Source organism: Ruegeria sp. J8 (assembly GCF_056531925.1).
Genome location: NZ_JBQFMR010000003.1, coordinates 54,113 through 71,381, shown reverse-complemented (window position 1 = coordinate 71,381; position 17,269 = coordinate 54,113). Strand labels below are relative to the sequence as shown.

The following is a 17,269-nucleotide window of genomic DNA, read 5'->3' as shown; positions in this document are numbered from 1 at the left end:
CGAAGCGGACGTTCAGAGATGTCAAGCCGATGCCTGGCTTGCGGACTAAGCAGACCTTAGGAAATCGAGCGATACATGCATAATCGTTTCCCATGCGTCTGTTCCTGGCAGAGGTACGTGATTTCTACCTTCCACGATTCTCAACTGTGCATCTCGCAGCAAAGAGGCCAGCAAGCTAGATTGGCTTACTGGATTGACGGAGTCTTCAGTTGTGTGAACTACGAGGACCGGCACCCGTACTTGGTCGAGGATGTTTGATACGTCGAAGGTGTCTATCGAACGCCTGAGTTCGATCGCTGTGTCCGGTGATGCAGAGGCCAACTGCATCTTGCACATGTCATCAATCTGTACCGCCGATGCTTCGGGCATAAATAACGTCGCATAAGCCTTGCCAAATGCACCGCTTGGCTTGCCCCAACCTTCTGATATGAGGTCAAGAAAGGTATCCGCCTGAACAGAGTTGGGTTCGGGCTCACGGACGGCGCGGCCCTGAACAAAACCACCGTACAGAACCATTCGGCTTACGCGCTCAGGATAGGCGGCCGCGAATGCCAGCGACACAGGCACCCCCTGTGAAGTCGCCCAGATCGGAAAGCGTTCGAGTCCAGCGTCGTCGGCCACAGCAAGCATGTCTTCGACCAGCAGTTCAAGCGTGAAGTCCGTCGCGGAGGCTCCCGAAAGCCCGGTCCCCCTCTGATCGTATCGCGTAAGAGAAAAATGTGCGCCAAGGCGATCAAGCGTCGGTCGCCTGACTTCACTCTCCCAATCCATATTCAGATGCGTCAGGAATTGCCCGGCCCTCATCAAAGGTGGACCTTCGCCGCTAGTAGCGTAGGCGATGACAGTGCCATCCGCGGATCGAGCAGCTTTGCTGATCTGGCGATCAGAGCGTGGTTTAGGTGTATCAGGGCTTGTCCGCGCGACGCTGGAGACTTCAACAGAGAACCGATACCCCCGCTTACTCAGCGTTTCGAGCATGCGGTTCGCACGATCGTTGTCGCCGATGGCCCGTCTGACCGCATTTATCCTGGTTGAAATAGTTGAATCTGAGACAATCCTGCCATCCCAGACATTTTCGACAAGATCGTCGCGCGAGACCACTATTTCTGGATTCCGCAAGAAGTATTCCAACACGCCGAAAACCTGCGGCTCAAGACGTACGGATTTACCTGACTTCCAAAACATCTGCCGATCAGTATCGACCGCGCAATCTCCGAAAGTGACCCTCATAGACTAAGCATGACTCAATGTGGGCAATCCGAGAAGGCCTAATTTTTCTCAAGAAAATCTGGATGCTCTCTTCAAGTATTCGCCCGCCTGCGAAGGCACAGTGTTCACGTCACACAAGGAACAAACACATGCCAACCCCTAGTTCTCTAATGCCTGACCTTCGCCAAATCGGATCTGATTGTGCATTCGGTCGCAGCCAGCAGTGCGATTACATATTTGCCGCCGTCCGTTCAGTGTTCATTCGACTTCGCCATTTAGCCAAAAAAACCCAAGACAACAGAACGCAATAATAGGTTAGTATGTCGTTCCCCGCGTTTTGGTTGATGCAGCAATCAAAATTTGAACGAAACGAGGCGACGGAAGCGGACAGTCCCATTCAAAAAGTGCTCGACTTGGCCTACTTATTCTCTGTGATTGACTACTCCGCATGGCCCGGCTTGGACGGGTTTGCAAAATTCATCGGTTTGCATTCTAAAACGCTGCAAAGAGAACTTACAAGACACGACACCACAGGGGCAGAACTCGTAGGCAGCGCGAAAATGCGTCAGGCGGAGCAATGGTTGACCGAGGGGCGCCTTTCCATAACAAAGATTGGAAAGAACTTGGGCTACAAAAACCTAAGTGCGTTTACACGAACGTGTCGCCGTTGGTTTGGATCGTCGCCTTGCCGGTTAAGGCACGACCTAGATGGTCGATGATTTGCTCGTGAAGTATGTCCGCTTTGCGAGTAAAACCTGAGAACAACAAATTACGATTTGATTATACAAAATATTGGAGTATCCTTTATCGAAGCAACCACATATAGATTGGCTGTTTAGGAGGGGGCGGTGAAAGTTCTTAGATCAGCGGTAGCAACTGTACTGACTGCAACGCTGATGACATGCCCCAATTTAGGCGCAGCAGACCAAGTCTCGGAGCAGATAGAAGCGCTGCTACGGTCAAATACGAATGCGAGTGGCACACTTTCTAACAGTAAGAGTTTGGACGCAGGAATCCTTGTGCCTCGTTTCTATACAGACAGAAAATTTGCGCCAGCTTGGACAAGTTTTGAATTGGTCGACGAACTGTTTCAGGAGTTGGATGGAGCAATTGATCAGGGCTTTACGCCGAGTGACTTCAAACTAGAAGAGCTTCGATCCGCTTTCAAAGACTCACAGGCTGGCGATGCCTCAAATAAAGCGCTGTTCGACATTTTGGCCACCGACGCCGCAGTAAAACTCGTGCATCATTTGGTTTTTGGAAAAGTCGATCCAAACGCATTGGACGACGATTGGAACTTCTCAAAACCAGTAATTCAACAAGACCCTTCCATTGTATTGAACCAATTTCTTCAAGGTGAAGGCTTCAGCGCTTTGATTGAACGCATCGATATCGACAATGCGCAATATACGATGCTCGTTGATGCATTGCGCAAATACAGAGCTATTGCAACAAAGGGAGGCTGGAACAAAGTCCCCGAAGAAACGGTTCTGAAACCGGAAATGGTGGATCCTGCCGTCGCCGAACTGCGAAAAAGGCTAGCGACGGAAGGCTACGATGGAACAAATGAATTTCCAGAAATCAGGCAAAACGGCATAGATCCAGCTTGGGTTTATGACGATTACTTGGTGCAGTTGGTTAAATCCTTTCAAAATCGTCATGGCTTGGAAGCAGATGGCGTCGTTGGTGGTAAGACTTTCGCGTCTCTCAACAAACCTGTCGAAGATCGCATAAACAAGTTGCGCCTCAGCCTGGAACGAGGCCGTTGGCTCATGCGGGAAATCGACGAAGAGTTCGTGCTGGTAAATATTGCAGGCGCTCGTACTTACTTGGTCACATCTGGCGGGACGCTTTGGACCACCCGATCAATCACAGGTTCAGCCTACCGCAAAACCCCAGTGTTCCGAGATGAGATTGAATACATGGAATTCAATCCGACTTGGACCGTTCCCGCCTCGATTTTTCGGAAAGACAAGCTTTCGCGCATCCGCAAGGATCCTGCCTATCTGGCGCGCAACAACTACTTAGTTCGGAACAAAGACGGTCACACAATTCCTGCCAACGCTGTGAACTGGGGGGCAAAGAATCCCGGCGTCACTTTGGTTCAGCAGCCGGGCCCAGACAATGCGTTAGGTTTAGTCAAGTTCATGTTTCCCAATAAATACGCAGTATACTTGCATGATACCAACGACCGCAGCCTTTTCGACCGAAATGAGCGGAACCTAAGTTCCGGCTGCGTGCGTCTTGAGTATCCGTTCGAACTTGCCAGCCTTTTGATGGAGGGAGAGCCGGACTGGAGCCGGCAAAAGATGCAATCCATTCTCGATAGCGGGAAGACAACGCGCGTTAACCTACCCAAGCCCATGCCGGTCCTTTTGACCTATTGGACTGCGTGGGTTGAAGATGGGGCTGTTCATTTCCGTGAGGACCCATACGAACGAGATGCTCGAATACTTGCGGCTTTGGACCGATGAACACGTCATCCTCAAAGAGATGCGCTATTCTGAATGTGCTAAATTGCTAGTAGGATTGGTGACCTCCAATTGGCAGAAATTCGAAGCAGTGTGAGCTGCAATAGGGGAGCACATGAGGGTTTGGCTCGTAAGAATAGTTGGGCTTGTTGCATTTCTCGCCTTCGCTGCCGTCGCTTTTGTCTGGTTGTTGCTTGCCGCTCCGATGTTCTCGGACATCCGGCGCGGCCTTGTGGAAAGAGTTCTTTCGGAACAAATTGGTCGGCCACTTCTTGTCAACGATGATGTAAGCGTCGCGCTTGGCCGCACGAGTTACATTCACGTCGGTGGCGTGGTCATCCCGAGCCAGACAATGCCGGAGTCACCTCTTGTAGAGTTGAACCTGCTGGAACTGGAGCTGGACATTGTCGCCTTGACCAACGGTCGTCTGTATTTTGACAATCTCGTCGTGGAAGGGCTCCAAGCAAATCTTCTTACAGCCGCAGACGGCACAACAAGCTGGCGAAAAGGCAGGCCAACACCCGGGCCCGTATCCGAGGAACCTGTATCAGCGGATGATCAAAAAGACGTAGCTAGCGCTGATAGTATCGATGAAAGCGACTCCGAAAGCAGTGGGATCCTGAACTTCCTGAGCGACAAGAACGTCAGTTTCACGTCAATCGGGTTAAACATCGACGACAAGGTCTCGGGCTTCTCGTTTGTGTTTGACCTTCAGTCACTCGCGCTCGAACAAGTAGATAATGGACAAAGAACAAAGGTCTCTGGTTCCGGCTCCGTAAACGGTCAGGGTTTCGAAATCGAAGGCGACTACCCCCATGACGCGCCATTTAAGACGCGAGCGAGTTTTGGAGAAATGACCGTGAGCTATGATGGCGAGCCCTTCACGGAAGACGAAGGTGGTGGCTATCGAGCTGTGTTGGAGATGGACACCGGTGAATTCGGTGATTTTCTAGATGTCATTGGGTTGGAACGCGTTTTGGAAGGGAATGGCCAGTTGCAGGCTGAGCTCGTGTCTCAGGACGCCCTGAAGATCGAGGCGTTTACAACTACCGTAAGCCTGGAGGATGGACAAAAACTCGAAGCTGAAGGTTCAATAGATGACCTCTACACCGCTCAGGGCGTCGATCTGCTTTTCAACGCACGGCTTCATCCGGAAGGACAGCCGCCGCCAGCAGCAAAAAGTATCCAAGAACTGAAGTTTACTGGCTTTGAAATGCATATGGTCGGATCCCTGGCTTCCTTCGAATTCGAGAAGTTGCTGTTCCAAACCAATGCATTTGACCAAGGGCTGGACGTAATCGGCCCAGCCTCAATCGAAAGCATTCGCCGCATGCCAGACGGACGGCTCGCCATGTTGGGCATTGCGCTACGAGCCGGTCCAATTGAAGAGCCTGTCCTGAAAGCCGAAGGTGAAATCCTCGATCTGCTTCAGCTTCAGGACGTGACTTTCGATGGGGAGCTAAACGGGCCCGCCAAGTTGATTTTGCCCAACCTCGATAAAGACTACGTTGACCAGTTCGGCGGCATCAAAGCCGACTTCAACGTATCCAATGCGGGCGGGCCGGTTTCTCTCAACAGGTTTAACGCGACCACTTACGACACCGATCTATGGGCGCTTGATCTTGCACTATCCGTCAACGAGCTAAAAGGGCTGGCCGGTCTCGATTTTGATGTGGAATTGGATGTCGACGACAGCGTCGAGTTTCTGACCGCAGTTAATCTACAACCTGTCGAGCTCGGGGCACTAGCTATCGATGCTGAAACCTCCAAACAGGGCGAGGACTTTGATGCCGCAATCCAGTTCGAAGCCGGGTCTTCGCATCTCCTTGCGACTTTGAACGCAAATTTCCCCGAGGGCACTTCTGTTGTTCGGGGCAACATCACGAGCGAAAAGCTCGATCTCAACGACCTGAAGAACCTGACTGCCGTGCTGAACCAACTGAAAAGTCTGGTAGGGGAGACCTCAAAAGAACCTGAAGCCGAAGTGCAACCTTTAGTTTCACCGAAGGAGACAGACGTGCAGCCCTTGGTATTGCCAAAGGAAAAAGGGAAACCTGCCGATCTTCTGGATGTGCAGCGCGTGCTACGAGAAGCTGACGTCGAGGTACAGATCGAATTCAAAGAGATTGTAGGCCAGCAAGGTGTAACGTCTGTTTCAAGCCAATTGTCAGCAAAAGAAGGAACCGTGGATTTCGGCCCCCTTCAGTTGGCTTACGGTGGCGGAAACTTCAGCCTTCGGGCGGTCATGGACCTGATTGATTCACCCGATAGGCTTTCATTGTCGGGATCAACCTCGGGATGGGAATTCGGTGAGATCCTTGATGAATTGGGAATTGGTATTGATGCCTATGGCCGTTTGAGCGGAGAGTTCAACGTTTCTGGCAGTACCGCCTCAGGCAAGGCCTTCATCAATTCCATGCGTGGCAATGCGTCTTTGTCGATGTCACAGGGCTATATCAGTACCAGTTTGCTGGAGTTAGCCGGGCTGGGCATCTTCCCATGGCTGTTTTCGGAGGAGTTCCGACAAGGCTATACCGACATCACTTGCGTGGTCGCCCCGGTTGAAATTCAAGCTGGGCGGGTGAGCTCAAACTCCATCGTTATTGAAACGGGATCGGTTCAATTGGTTGCAAAAGGGCAAGTGGATTGGCTGAACGATACGATAGCAATAAGAGCGGAGCCGCGGCGCGTTGGCAAACCCCTATCCCGAAGCGCTTGGCCCTTTGATGTAACGGGCCAGCTTACGTCACCAAAGTTCAAGCTGGATGTGGGTGGGTCGAGAAACAAGGCCCCGGAAGGCGCTGATGCCATGCCTGCCGACAGGCAGCCATGTGTGCCGGACATCAATCAATTGCAATAATCGGGCGCGTCCTAGTTCTTCAGCGGTTCCGGCTGCTCGGCCTGACACGCCAGAACGGCCTCAATGGCTTTAGCAGATCCGCTGAGATCGAGTTCAACCTCGGCCCCGCTTTCGCCAATGATCGTAACGCTTTGGCGCTTTCCAAACTCGGTTACAAACGCCGGGTTGTCGAAAAAGGCGTAGCCACCGGGAACTCCATTCTTGTAGACACCCACGGCTTCTCCTTCGAATTTCGCATCACCAAAGTCGAACCTTACGATGCCCGTCGCACCGTCTTCGATTTGAACCCAGGCCGGATTAAAGGCAGCAAAGAAGCCGCCAGCCTGATTGGGTGCTGCACCAATTTCAACGGTCATGTCATTTTCAAAGGGCTTCCACGCGAGACAGCCGTTGCCCTTTTCGGGATCAATCAGGATTGTCCAGTCCCCGGAATCACCCCACCGCTCCATACCAGCGGCATGAAGTAAGCTTGCACAAAACAAAGCCAATGTTGTCAGCGCATACCTGTACATTTTTAACCCCAGATTAGTTTTGAAGGTTTACCCATCCTACCGATCAAGGAAGATCAATCAAACGATACAGAAGAAGCTTAACCAGGTCACAAGTTGTTGGAGCGCAACAGTGAAGTCTGCTTCCTGCTCATAGCCGTATACGCTGCTATTGGAAGGAATGCCCGGTTTGAACAGTCTGCTGCACTTTGCAAAGTCCGCTTTCTGCGCATTGCTGTCATTGGGACATCGCGCGGCAGCGGTCAAAATGGGCTCGCTGCCGTCGTTAGTTGCGGTTTGCCCAAATGACCGTTTCGCGGACAAAGCGGATAGTCAAATGAAGTGCGGGAATTTCTGCTGTCGACCATTTGCTGACATCTGGCATTTACCGTCGATGCAGAGATGCGGCCCCCCAAGGCGACATTCGCTGCGGCCGCAACATAAGCGCAGTTCATTTGACAAATTCAGACGCGTTTTGACAAAATCAGACATGTCCAGTCCAATCATAACCCAGCATGAAATAATCGCTCTCGTGACTCCACATTTCAATGCGTCGGCGACAACGTCGTTCATTGATCCGTTTCGCGTGGCCAACTACTTGTCGGGGAGAAATAAGTTTTCGTGGACCCTTGTCTCAGAAAACGGCGGCGGGATCGAGGCCAGCAATGGAATGCTGATTGAAACCGCCCCCGTTAAAGACGTCAATGAAAGCAACCCTTGGCTCGTTCTTGTTAGTTCAAGCTGGACGCCCGAGCGCTACACGTTGCACGAGCTTCGCAATTTGTTTCAAAAGTGGTGGCGGTCGGGCGCGATCATCGGTGGATTGGACACAGGCGCGATCATACTTGCAAACGCAGGTATGCTGAAGGGAAAGACAGCGACGGTTCATTACGAACATATCGATGCATTCATCGAAATCGCCCCGGATACGGACGTGTCTGAGAATATGTTCGTGCAAGATGACCGCATATTCACGTGTTGCGGGGGCACGGCGTCTACTGATGCGGGGCTGCGGTTAGTGCATGCGGTGGCCGGCGAGAGCATTGCGAATGCGACGGCGCGGTATCTGTTTCATCACGAGGTTCGAGGCGAAGGGCGTTCGCAGAACCCCAAAGTCGTCGAGCCAATGGGCTATGTCACGTCTGGCGTTGTGCGAGCGGCAATCGACTTAATGGAAGCCCACCTCGAAACGACGCTGTCGATACCTGAGATCGCGGAAAGACTGGGTGTCTCACAACGTCAGCTCAGCCGATTGTTCGATCAGTACGTGTACAAATCACCTGTCGCCTATTATCGCGACATTCGCTTGGACCGGGCCCGCGGACTGGTTACCCAAACCGAATTGAAATTCAGTGAGATCGCGGCCGCATCCGGGTTCAACAGTCAGGTTCATTTCAGCCGCGCCTATAATCAACGGTTCGGTTTAACACCAAGCGCAGATCGGATCGAAGGTCGCGTCCCTTTCGAGTTCCGCGCCTGGCCGATGTACAAGCCGGATCTCAAGAGCGATGCGGACGCGTCGCGATCTGCATCGCCGTAAGCATTTTGTCCCGCTTCGCGGATAGCTCCGCCGTGGTTTTGCCCTCGGATGCTTTAACCATGCCGTCGACCAACAGTTTTACGGTATAGTCGTCTAGTCGTGGATCGCCCAGATCGTCCCACCATCCGTTAAACGTGTCTTTGAAATGGTCGCAAAAACCCTGTAACCCGCCCTCACCGGCGCCAAGGTGAAACAGGGTTGTCGGCCCCATGGCAGCCCATCGCAGTCCCGGCCCGGCCCACATGGCTTTGTCGATGTCTTCGACGCTCGCCACGCCTTTGACAACCATGTGTACCGCCTCACGCCAGATGGCCGCTTGCAGACGGTTGGCAACATGTCCTGGCATCCCCTTGTTGATGCGGATGGTCACCTTGCCGATGTCGACGTAGAAGGCTTCAGTCCGGTCTAACACTCCCGCCCCTGTTTCTGAGTTAGCCGTAAGTTCGATCAAGGGGATCAGGTGCGGTGGATTGAATGGGTGACCAAGGATTAAAGGGCTTGGGTCTTTCCAACCTTTTTGTAACGCCTCCAACGTCAGACCGGAGGTCGAGCTTGAGACAATCACGCCGGGTTGCAGCAGGGGCTCTATCTCTCGGTAGGTTGCGTGTTTGAGCGTCAGCCGTTCTGGCACGTTTTCCTGCACGAACTGGGCAGTTTGCACCGCTTCACCCGCGCGCGCAACAAAGCGCAATTCGTCAGGCGTGGCGCGCGGTTAGCCCTAATTCGTCCAAGGCGGGCCACGCCCTTTCAATGTACTTTCGCACGTTGGTTTCCGCGTTCGGATCAGGATCGAACACCGTCACGCAGCGCCCCGCTGCAAGAAAAAGCGCAGTCCAACTCGCGTCAATGACGCCAGCACCCAAGACGGCTGTATGTACAATCTCGTCCATCAGAAAAGCCCCGGGTAAAGCGGTGACGCAGCGGTCATACCGCCGTCAATTACAAAGAGCTGACCTGTCGCGAATGCAGCTTCGTTCGAGGCCAACCAAACCGCCATGGCGGCAATATCGTCAGGCTTACCGAACCGGCGAACAGCGTGACGGGCCAGTGCGTCCTGCTTCGCTTTTGCAGGGTCGTCAGCAAGATCAAACCCTGCATCGAGCATTCCGGTTTCGATCCAGCCAGGACAAATTGCGTTGCAACGAATGTCTGGTCCGTGATCCACGGCGATGGAACGCGTCAGCCCGTGCACGAACGCTTTTGACGCATTGTAAAGCGCCATGGACGGGTCCGCGACGTTGCCAGAAATCGAGCCGATGTTAATAATCGATCCGCCTTTGGGCATAAGCGGGACAAACGCGCGGCAGCAGTTAAAAACGCCACGTGCATTTACGCCCATCACCAGTTCCCAGTCGGCATCCGTGGTATCAACCACAGTTTTCTCGACCTGCACACCCGCATTGTTGACCAGAATGTCCGTCGCCTCGGCGATGATGTTCACTGCCGCAGGATCTGACACGTTGAGCTCATGCCAAACGACATCTTCAGGCAGTCCGCCGGGTCGAGGCCCACGTCCGCAAGTCGTAACGGTCGCGCCCTCGCTCAAAAACGCGTCTACGATACCGCGGCCGATGCCTTGCCTGCCGCCCGTCACAAAAGCGCACTTGCCCGCCAACCGCATCAGTGTGCCACCATCACGTGCCGGATCGCGGTATAGGCATCCAAGGCGTAAACTGACATGTCGCTGCCTGTACTCGAGCCTTTCATCGCGGCCCACGGTATTTCGGGCGTGGCAACGCCGTGGGTGTTCACCCATGTGAAACCATAGCGCAGCTTAGAAGTCATATTCATGGCGCGTCCCACATCGCGGGTCCAAACCGAGGATGCCAAACCATAGCTGGCTGAATTTGCGATCTTCAATGCCTCTTCCGCATCCGAGAACCGGGAAACGGTGACAACAGGACCAAAGATTTCATTACAGGCAACCTCCGCGTCGTTGTCTACATTGGCGATGACTATGGGCTTGTAGAAGAATCCGTCGCCGTCGCCTGCGGCGCCGCCTGAGACGATCTCCGCAGCGTTGCGCGCGCGGTTAACAAAACCAGCGACACGGTCGCGTTGAGAAGCGGACACAAGCGGCCCCATTTCCGTGCCTTTGGCCTTAGGCGCACCGATCTGGATCTGGTCAACCTGATCCTGAATTGCAGCTACGATCTGGTCATAAACACCATCAGCCACCATGATGCGGCAGGGTTGCGCGCAGTCCTGACCGGCGTTGAAATAGCTGCCATATCGAATCGTCTCGACTACAGCATCAAGATCTGCGTCTTCGAATACTATGACCGGGGCCTTCCCTCCCAGTTCAAGATGCACGTGACGGATTTGCTGAGAAGCCACGCGCATGGCCGCCATGTCGGTAGCTGGTGACCCCGTGATCGTTATTGCCTCCATCTCTGGGCTGTTGATCAACGCGTCACCAACGGACGGGCCGCGTCCGTGGATCACGTTCAGCACGCCCTTGGGAAGGACATCCTGTAATAGCTCCGCCAGACGCAGCGTAGACAGCGGCGTCAATTCAGAGGGTTTCAGTACAACAGGACAGCCAGCCGCAACCGGCGCGACCAGCTTCCATGACGCCATCATCAACGGATAGTTCCACGGCGCAATTGCAGCCACAGGCCCGACTGGATCACGGCGGATCATGGATGTGTGGCCTGCAACGTACTCGCCGGTCGCAGACCCCATCATGGTGCGAGCAGCGCCTGCGAAGAAACGAAAGACGTCGATGGTCAGCGGCATCTCGTCATCGTGCGCAGATGGCCACGGTTTGCCGACATCCAAACTTTCCAGCTCGGCCAGTTCTTGGCTATGCGCTTCGATCAAATCAGCAATCTGCAGCAGCAACGCCGCGCGCTCTGCCGGAGGGGTACTCGCGAATGCGTCAAACGCCTCTGCAGAGCTGCGGGTCGCCGCCTCAATCTGCTCCGGGCTTGCCTCGCGTACCGCCTCGAGCACCTCGCCTGTCGCCGGGTTTAGGGCATCGAGTGCCTCGCCTGTGCCTTCGACCAGCTCGCCGTTTATCAGCATTTTCGTTTGCATAGGTCCCTCCCTAGAACCCAACCTGATCGCCGCCCTTTAGCGCCAGACGCGCGCGCGCCTCTTCTGGAGTAGCAACTGTCAGACCCAGATTTTCGATGATGCGGCGGATGCGGATGACCTGCTGCGCATTTGACGTCGCAAGCTCGCCTTTGCCGATAAAGAGGCTGTCCTCCAGCCCGACGCGCAGGTTTCCGCCGCGCATCGCGCTTAGGGTGGCAAAGGGCATCTGATGCCGCCCTGCCGCCAGCACGGACCATTCGTAATTCTCGGGCCCAAACAGTTTGTTAGCGGTGTTGTGCATATGAACCAGATGATCGGGATCCGCAGCAACTCCGCCCAAGATGCCAAAAACCATCTGTATAAAGAATGGCGGCTTGATAATGCCCTGATCTACGAACCATTTGACGTTGTATAGGTGGCCCAGGTCATAGCATTCGAACTCGAATTTGGTGCCGTGATCGCCGCCGAGCTTTTCGATCGCATAGCGGATCGTTTTGAACGTGTTCGGAAAGATGAAATCTTCGGTCATCTCAAGAAACGGGCGTTCCCAGTCGAATTGAAATTCGGTGTACTTTTGCAGCATCGGGAAGATGCCAAAATTCATCGACCCCTTATTCAAGCTAGCCATCTCCGGGCTGGCAGACGTTGCCGCCAAAAGCCGGTCATCCATCGACATCCCCAGCCCGCCACCTGTCGAGACGTTTATCACAGCGTCAGTAGACTGCTTTATGACCGGCAAAAACTGAGCAAACAGTTCGGGACGAGGATCAGGTTTGCCAGTCTCTGGATGGCGGGCGTGCAGGTGGATGATCGATGCACCGGCTTGGGCGGCTTCAATGCTGGCGGTGGCAATCTCAGCAGGGGTAACCGGCAGGTGCGGCGACATGGAAGGGGTATGGATACCGCCCGTGGGTGCGCAGGTGATGATAACGGACTTTGGCATCAGAGTTTCATCTGCTGAACTTGCGCCGACAGCCCGCCATCGAGCACCCAAAGCTGACCGGAGGCATAGCGCGCTTCATCTGAGGCCAGCCAATTAACCAGATTGGCAATGTCCGTGGGTGTGCCATAGGTGCGCATCGGATGCACGTCTCGCACGGCCTTTTGCAGTGTTTCAATATTGCCGCCACCCCCGCCAGAACCATCACCGTTGAAAAAACTCTGTAGCATCGGTGTATCGATGTAGCCTGGGCAGATCGCATTGACGCGGATGCCTTCGGGACCATGATCGCAAGCCATGGCGCGAGTCAGCGCATGCACCGCGCCCTTCGTGGCGCAATAGGCAGCAAGGCCGGGATCGGCGATGAACCCGTCATACGAACCGAAATTGATCAGGCTAGCGCTGCTGCCCGACTTCGCAGCTTCACGCATCAGCGGCAGTGCGTATTTTGAAGTCAGGAATGTCCCCGTCGAGTTCACAGCAAAGCTCTGATTCCATTCCTCAAGCGTGGTTTCCTCCACGGTCTTTTCGATTTCGATCCCTGCGGCGTTCACCAGAATATCCAGTTTTCCCTGTCCACGTCGCACTGCTTGCATTGCGGCGATAGCATCGGCCTCTTGCGTTACATCAAGTTTCAAAAAGATGCTGCCATCGTCGTCATGGGCATTGAGCGATCCATGGGGTGTGAGATCGGCAGCGTAGACCGTCGCACCTTCCTTTATGAACCGCGCCACAATCGCGCGTCCTATGCCGCCGCGTGCGCCAGTCACCAGCGCGATTTTTCCGTCAAGCTTCATCAATTCTGGTCCTTCAAAGGGGGATAGCGGTAGCGATTTGCGGCTGCGGTCCAATCCATATGGTTTCGCACGTATTGCTGGCTGGCGTCGCTCGGCGGGTTGTAGTCCCAACTTTCGCTTGCGCCTGCTTCCATCGCAGCGTGCAGGGCCCGACGAGATTTTTGCGTTGCGATGATCTGTTTGCGCAGTGCTTTGCCATCCCAACGCGCGGCAACCTCCGCCGCAAAGTGTGACGCCGCATCGGCATATTCCGCATCTGCCGCGACATTGCGCATTTCCAAGGGATCTACGCTGAGATCATAAAGCTGAGCTGGATCACTGTCGCAATGAATGTATTTCAATACCCCGCGCCGGATCATTATCACGGGATAGCCCGTCATCTCTGCGCAGTATTCACCAATTGCTTCGTCAACCGGGTCGTCCTCGCCACGCATCAAGGGGACCAAACTGCGCCCGTCTATCGGTTCACCGAGCATTGACAGGTCGCCGCCGGCAAGTTCGATAAACGTTGGCAAAAGATCCACGAGCGAAACAGCATTACGCGCTGTCCCGACGGCAACGCCCGGCCCGGCCATGACCATGGGCACCCGGGCTGAATGTTCAAAGAAGTTCATCTTGTACCAGAGGCCACGCTCGCCCAGCATATCGCCGTGATCAGCAGTGACTATGACAATAGTGTTGTCCAGTTCTCCAATTTCCTCGAGGGTCTGAACAAGCTCACCTATCTTGCTGTCAAAATAGCTGACGTTGGCGAGATATGCCCGGCGGGCACGGCACACTTCCTCTTCCGTCAAGGGCACATACGAGGCTTCGATCCCGTCCAGCAAACGCCGAGAAAACGGATCTTGATCCTCAAGCTTTGGCACAAACGCCGGCATGTCGATGTTATCATCGGAGTAAAGGTTCCACCATTCGGGACGCGCCACATACGGATCGTGCGGATGGATGAAACTCGCCACCATAGCAAAAGGCGCATCCAGCCCGAGCGCCTTGTCCCTTGCGGCATTGATCAGCCAGCGTTTGGCGGCAAAAGCGACCTCGTCATCAAAATCGATCTGGAATGTCGCATGCGCCATACCGCTTTCTTTAACGGTCTGCATGTTGTGATACCACTTATCGATCCGCTCGTCAGGAGCTTCCCAATCCGGGGTCCAGGCAAAGTCCGCGGGGTAGATATCGGTGGTCACGCGATCCTCAAACCCGTGCATCTGATCGGGACCGACAAAGTGCATCTTGCCGGACAGGCACGTGCGATAGCTGAGCGATTTCAGATAATGTGCAAAAGTGGGCACTGACGCTTTGAATTCAGACGCGTTGTCATATGCCGCAATCCGGCTGATGTTCTGCCCTGACATAAAGGCAAAGCGCGACGGGGCGCAGAGCGGCGAGTTGCAATAAGCTGCATCAAAGCGCATCCCGCGCGCAGCCAACGCGTCCAAATGCGGAGTCTTGGCGATCTTATGTCCGTATGCCCCGGTGAAATGCGGCGCCAGTTGGTCCGCCATGATCACCAGAATATTCGGCCGCGTCACGCGGCACCTTTTTCGTAGGCGTCCAGAACAAGCCCGTGGAAATGGTGAACCGCGTGTTCCGATTTGCCCGAGCCATCGGGATCATGAACAATCCGCCCTTGCGTGAACGCCGGCGTATTCATCCCACGCTGTACACTTTCCACGAGGTTGATGTCTTCGACCTGAAGCACTTCGTCCAAGTATCGGATCGCATCTAACTCCATCTCGTCAGGCTCAGGCGTTTCAAGGAAAAAGTCGTAGGTTTCCAGTGTCCGATCCGGGTTCACGGGAATGATGTTCAACACAATCATGCTGGAGCGTCCGGGATAACGCATCAGGCACGTTGTCGGGTAAAGCCACCAAACGGCATGAGTCTTAACTGTCGCATTGGAAACGTCATAGGCGCTATTCGCGTTTTGACCCGCGTCCGCCATATGGCTGGAATAAATACCGTGGGTCGTCACCTTATAGGTGTCCATATCCACCAGATCGCAGAAGTCCTTGTGCGCGGTCGGGCAGTGATAGCACTCAAGGAAATTGTCGACGACGTTTTTCCAGTTCGACTTGATATCATAGGTCAGCCGATGGCCGAATGTCAGCTGATCCACATCAGGTGCCCAATGGCGCACCTCCGTTTCAAGGTTCCCGGATTGTTCAGCGAGGGGTCGCGCATTCGGATCGAGGTTAACGAAAACAAAGCCGCAGAATTCTTCGACCTGCACTTCATCAAGGCAAATTTCAGCCGGGTTGAAATCAACAAGGCTCTCAGTATGCGGCGCGCGCGCCAACTGCCCGTCCAGCTTGTAGACCCAAGCATGATAGGGACACATGATCCGCGTCGTGTTGCCTTCTTCTGACAGAAGCTCATGCGCGCGGTGCTTGCAGACATTATAAAAGGCCCGCAGAATTCCTTCCTTGCCGCGTACAATCGCAATCGGATTGCCCGCGATTTCCACGGTGCAATAAGCGCCCGGCTCGCGGGTCTTCTCAACATGACAAACCCATTGCCAAGTCCGAGCGATTACCGATTTCAGATCCGCATCGAACCACGAGTGATCCGTATAGGCCTCTGCCTTCAGGGAGTAGGAACGGGCTGGATCGCTACTGTAACCGCCAGAGATTTCAGCATCGTCGTTCATAACGTCCTCCCTTGCTTTGCAGCAGTGTAGGCAATCCAGCTGAAACGGTTTAACTAAAACCGCCGCAAGTTTAACATTTTTAGGCTTCGCTCGCCTATATTGGTCCCTTCGACTTTTTGGTCGTGTTCGCCTAGTCAAACGTCATTATGTTGGCTGGGAAGGATGCTTCAGGTTATGCCCAACTCGAAATGCGCACCCGCAGAGAACGTCTGCTCTCCGGCCATATCAACCGATGCTGCGTCCACAACTAGCGTCGCCTTTAGTCTTGGTGCGTACCTTCGCTGAAGTTCGTCCCAACTTCCGCTTTGCGAACAAACCAGCATAAATTACAAAAGGACAATTGACACTTAGCGAAACTGTTTCATGCAATGCGTCTCAAGGATTGGTAGGGGCGATAACATAAAGAGCCTTCAATGCTTCGCTGGGCTCGATCCCTGGCAAAGCAATGCGAAAAATCTCTTCCATTGTGCCTTGAGCGTACATCTCTGACAAAATGCGATCTATTAGCAATCGAAAATCATAGTCTCCTTTCGGTATCGCCAATCCTTGCTTTTCTATGGTTAGTATTTCTTGGGACAACTTGAATTTGCCCTTTAGTCCGGCAGCAATGTAGTTGACCAACAAAATCGACTGATCCGCAAAATACGCATCGATTTCGCCGTCTCTTAGCGCCTTGATACCGTCTGGGTGTGAACCGAACCGCACCATATTTGCTTCGATACCCTCCGCTTCAAAGGAATTGAGAACGGATGCTTCTGTTGTCGTGCTGCTTCTCATACCAATCTTCTTCCCCGCCAGCGCACTCATAGTGCCTTCGGCTTCGATTGGTAATAATATGGACGTGCCATCGACATATATTGGAAGCGAGAAATCAACAGCTTCGCGACGGGAAAGTGTTATGGTCGCAGCCCCACAGAGCATATCTATTTCTCCCGAGGCAACTTTGTCGAAACGATCCTTGGAGTCGACCGGAATGAACTGGACGTTCAATTCATTCAATTCCAGTTTCTTCGCAAGACGCTGTGCGACCTGATCGCAAATTAAGGGTGACAAGCCAAACGGCCGACCTTGGTCGTTGACGTAAGATAGTGGCGCAGCATCTATTCGAAAACCAAAGCGGATTTCGTTATTTTTTGTTATCCGTTCGATTGTCTGAGCAACCGCTCCGGTTGTGAATAGAACCATCACAATAAGTACAGAAAGCAAGCGCATGGGTTTTATTTCTTTAATCATTGTCCGTCCCACAGGAGTACAAGGCATCTCATGTCGAGAATA

At 53.7% G+C, this 17,269-nt stretch carries 15 protein-coding genes; 4 read left to right on the top strand and 11 right to left on the bottom strand.

Features of this window, described 5'->3' with window-relative positions:
* Positions 1–45: 45 nt before the first annotated feature.
* Positions 46–1,185, bottom strand: coding sequence for an alpha/beta hydrolase (locus tag ACR0L1_RS07055; RefSeq protein ID WP_480857916.1), 1,140 nt, complete (start codon positions 1,183–1,185; stop codon positions 46–48).
* Between the two features lie 344 nt (positions 1,186–1,529).
* Between ACR0L1_RS07055 and ACR0L1_RS07050 the strand changes: the two genes are divergently transcribed.
* The 3 genes from ACR0L1_RS07050 to ACR0L1_RS07040 all read left to right on the top strand — a co-directional run bounded on the left by ACR0L1_RS07050 (position 1,530) and on the right by ACR0L1_RS07040 (position 6,540).
* Positions 1,530–1,928, top strand: a complete 399-nt coding sequence (locus ACR0L1_RS07050) for a helix-turn-helix domain-containing protein (RefSeq protein WP_480503538.1) — start codon at positions 1,530–1,532, stop codon at positions 1,926–1,928.
* A gap of 129 nt (positions 1,929–2,057) precedes the next feature.
* Positions 2,058–3,683, top strand: coding sequence for a L,D-transpeptidase family protein (locus ACR0L1_RS07045; RefSeq protein ID WP_480857914.1), 1,626 nt, complete (start codon positions 2,058–2,060; stop codon positions 3,681–3,683).
* Positions 3,684–3,795: 112 nt separating this feature from the next.
* Complete coding sequence (locus ACR0L1_RS07040) at positions 3,796–6,540, top strand: AsmA family protein (RefSeq protein WP_480857912.1); 2,745 nt, start codon at positions 3,796–3,798, stop codon at positions 6,538–6,540.
* Positions 6,541–6,551: 11 nt separating this feature from the next.
* Here the strand turns inward: ACR0L1_RS07040 and ACR0L1_RS07035 are convergent, their stop codons facing one another.
* On the bottom strand, positions 6,552–7,052 hold the full coding sequence (locus tag ACR0L1_RS07035; protein WP_170791586.1) for a hypothetical protein: 501 nt from the start codon (positions 7,050–7,052) through the stop codon (positions 6,552–6,554).
* A gap of 166 nt (positions 7,053–7,218) precedes the next feature.
* Here ACR0L1_RS07035 and ACR0L1_RS07030 point away from each other — a divergent pair, with 166 nt between their 5' ends.
* Complete coding sequence (locus ACR0L1_RS07030) at positions 7,219–8,568, top strand: GlxA family transcriptional regulator (RefSeq protein WP_480857910.1); 1,350 nt, start codon at positions 7,219–7,221, stop codon at positions 8,566–8,568.
* Here the strand turns inward: ACR0L1_RS07030 and ACR0L1_RS07025 are convergent.
* From ACR0L1_RS07025 to ACR0L1_RS06985, 9 genes are all read right to left on the bottom strand, one after another.
* Positions 8,528–9,229, bottom strand: a complete 702-nt coding sequence (locus tag ACR0L1_RS07025) for a 3-hydroxyacyl-CoA dehydrogenase family protein (protein ID WP_480857908.1) — start codon at positions 9,227–9,229, stop codon at positions 8,528–8,530. The two genes, ACR0L1_RS07030 and ACR0L1_RS07025, sit on opposite strands and share 41 nt — an antisense overlap.
* Before the next feature lie 34 nt (positions 9,230–9,263).
* Entirely contained in the window at positions 9,264–9,458 is a 195-nt protein-coding gene (locus tag ACR0L1_RS07020; protein ID WP_480857906.1) for a 3-hydroxyacyl-CoA dehydrogenase NAD-binding domain-containing protein, read from the bottom strand.
* Positions 9,458–10,189 carry an SDR family NAD(P)-dependent oxidoreductase gene (locus ACR0L1_RS07015; protein ID WP_170770728.1) on the bottom strand — a complete coding sequence of 244 codons (732 nt, stop codon included), beginning with the start codon at positions 10,187–10,189 and terminating at the stop codon, positions 9,458–9,460. Before ACR0L1_RS07015 ends, ACR0L1_RS07020 begins: the two co-directional genes overlap by 1 nt.
* Positions 10,189–11,607, bottom strand: coding sequence for an aminobutyraldehyde dehydrogenase (locus ACR0L1_RS07010; protein WP_480857904.1), 1,419 nt, complete (start codon positions 11,605–11,607; stop codon positions 10,189–10,191). Before ACR0L1_RS07010 ends, ACR0L1_RS07015 begins: the two co-directional genes overlap by 1 nt.
* A gap of 10 nt (positions 11,608–11,617) precedes the next feature.
* Positions 11,618–12,550 (bottom strand): 3,5-dioxohexanoate:acetyl-CoA acetone transferase, encoded by a 933-nt coding sequence (gene kce, locus ACR0L1_RS07005; RefSeq protein WP_480857902.1) that lies wholly within the window; start codon positions 12,548–12,550, stop codon positions 11,618–11,620.
* Positions 12,550–13,344, bottom strand: coding sequence for an SDR family NAD(P)-dependent oxidoreductase (locus ACR0L1_RS07000; RefSeq protein ID WP_170785380.1), 795 nt, complete (start codon positions 13,342–13,344; stop codon positions 12,550–12,552). The genes kce and ACR0L1_RS07000 overlap by 1 nt, the downstream gene beginning before the upstream one ends.
* Positions 13,344–14,876 carry a choline-sulfatase gene (gene betC, locus ACR0L1_RS06995; RefSeq protein ID WP_480857900.1) on the bottom strand — a complete coding sequence of 511 codons (1,533 nt, stop codon included), beginning with the start codon at positions 14,874–14,876 and terminating at the stop codon, positions 13,344–13,346. The genes ACR0L1_RS07000 and betC overlap by 1 nt, the downstream gene beginning before the upstream one ends.
* The gene (locus ACR0L1_RS06990; protein WP_480857898.1) at positions 14,873–15,994 is read right to left on the bottom strand and encodes an aromatic ring-hydroxylating oxygenase subunit alpha; all 1,122 of its coding nucleotides are present in this window, start codon (positions 15,992–15,994) and stop codon (positions 14,873–14,875) included. The genes betC and ACR0L1_RS06990 overlap by 4 nt, the downstream gene beginning before the upstream one ends.
* A 375-nt stretch (positions 15,995–16,369) precedes the next feature.
* On the bottom strand, positions 16,370–17,227 hold the full coding sequence (locus ACR0L1_RS06985; protein WP_170791581.1) for an amino acid ABC transporter substrate-binding protein: 858 nt from the start codon (positions 17,225–17,227) through the stop codon (positions 16,370–16,372).
* Between the last annotated feature and the right edge of the window lie 42 nt (positions 17,228–17,269).

Excerpts from the sequence above, each read along its gene's own strand:
- ACR0L1_RS07055 (WP_480857916.1), bottom strand. The coding sequence starts at position 1,185 with ATGTTTTGGAAGTCAGGTAAATCCGTACGTCTTGAGCCGCAGGTTTTC.
- ACR0L1_RS07050 (WP_480503538.1), top strand. The coding sequence starts at position 1,530 with ATGTCGTTCCCCGCGTTTTGGTTGATGCAGCAATCAAAATTTGAACGA.
- ACR0L1_RS07040 (WP_480857912.1), top strand. The coding sequence starts at position 3,796 with ATGAGGGTTTGGCTCGTAAGAATAGTTGGGCTTGTTGCATTTCTCGCC.
- ACR0L1_RS07035 (WP_170791586.1), bottom strand. The coding sequence starts at position 7,052 with ATGTACAGGTATGCGCTGACAACATTGGCTTTGTTTTGTGCAAGCTTA.
- ACR0L1_RS07020 (WP_480857906.1), bottom strand. The coding sequence starts at position 9,458 with ATGGACGAGATTGTACATACAGCCGTCTTGGGTGCTGGCGTCATTGAC.
- ACR0L1_RS07015 (WP_170770728.1), bottom strand. The coding sequence starts at position 10,189 with ATGCGGTTGGCGGGCAAGTGCGCTTTTGTGACGGGCGGCAGGCAAGGC.
- ACR0L1_RS07010 (WP_480857904.1), bottom strand. The coding sequence starts at position 11,607 with ATGCAAACGAAAATGCTGATAAACGGCGAGCTGGTCGAAGGCACAGGC.
- kce (WP_480857902.1), bottom strand. The coding sequence starts at position 12,550 with ATGCCAAAGTCCGTTATCATCACCTGCGCACCCACGGGCGGTATCCAT.
- ACR0L1_RS07000 (WP_170785380.1), bottom strand. The coding sequence starts at position 13,344 with ATGAAGCTTGACGGAAAAATCGCGCTGGTGACTGGCGCACGCGGCGGC.
- ACR0L1_RS06990 (WP_480857898.1), bottom strand. The coding sequence starts at position 15,994 with ATGAACGACGATGCTGAAATCTCTGGCGGTTACAGTAGCGATCCAGCC.
- ACR0L1_RS06985 (WP_170791581.1), bottom strand. The coding sequence starts at position 17,227 with ATGATTAAAGAAATAAAACCCATGCGCTTGCTTTCTGTACTTATTGTG.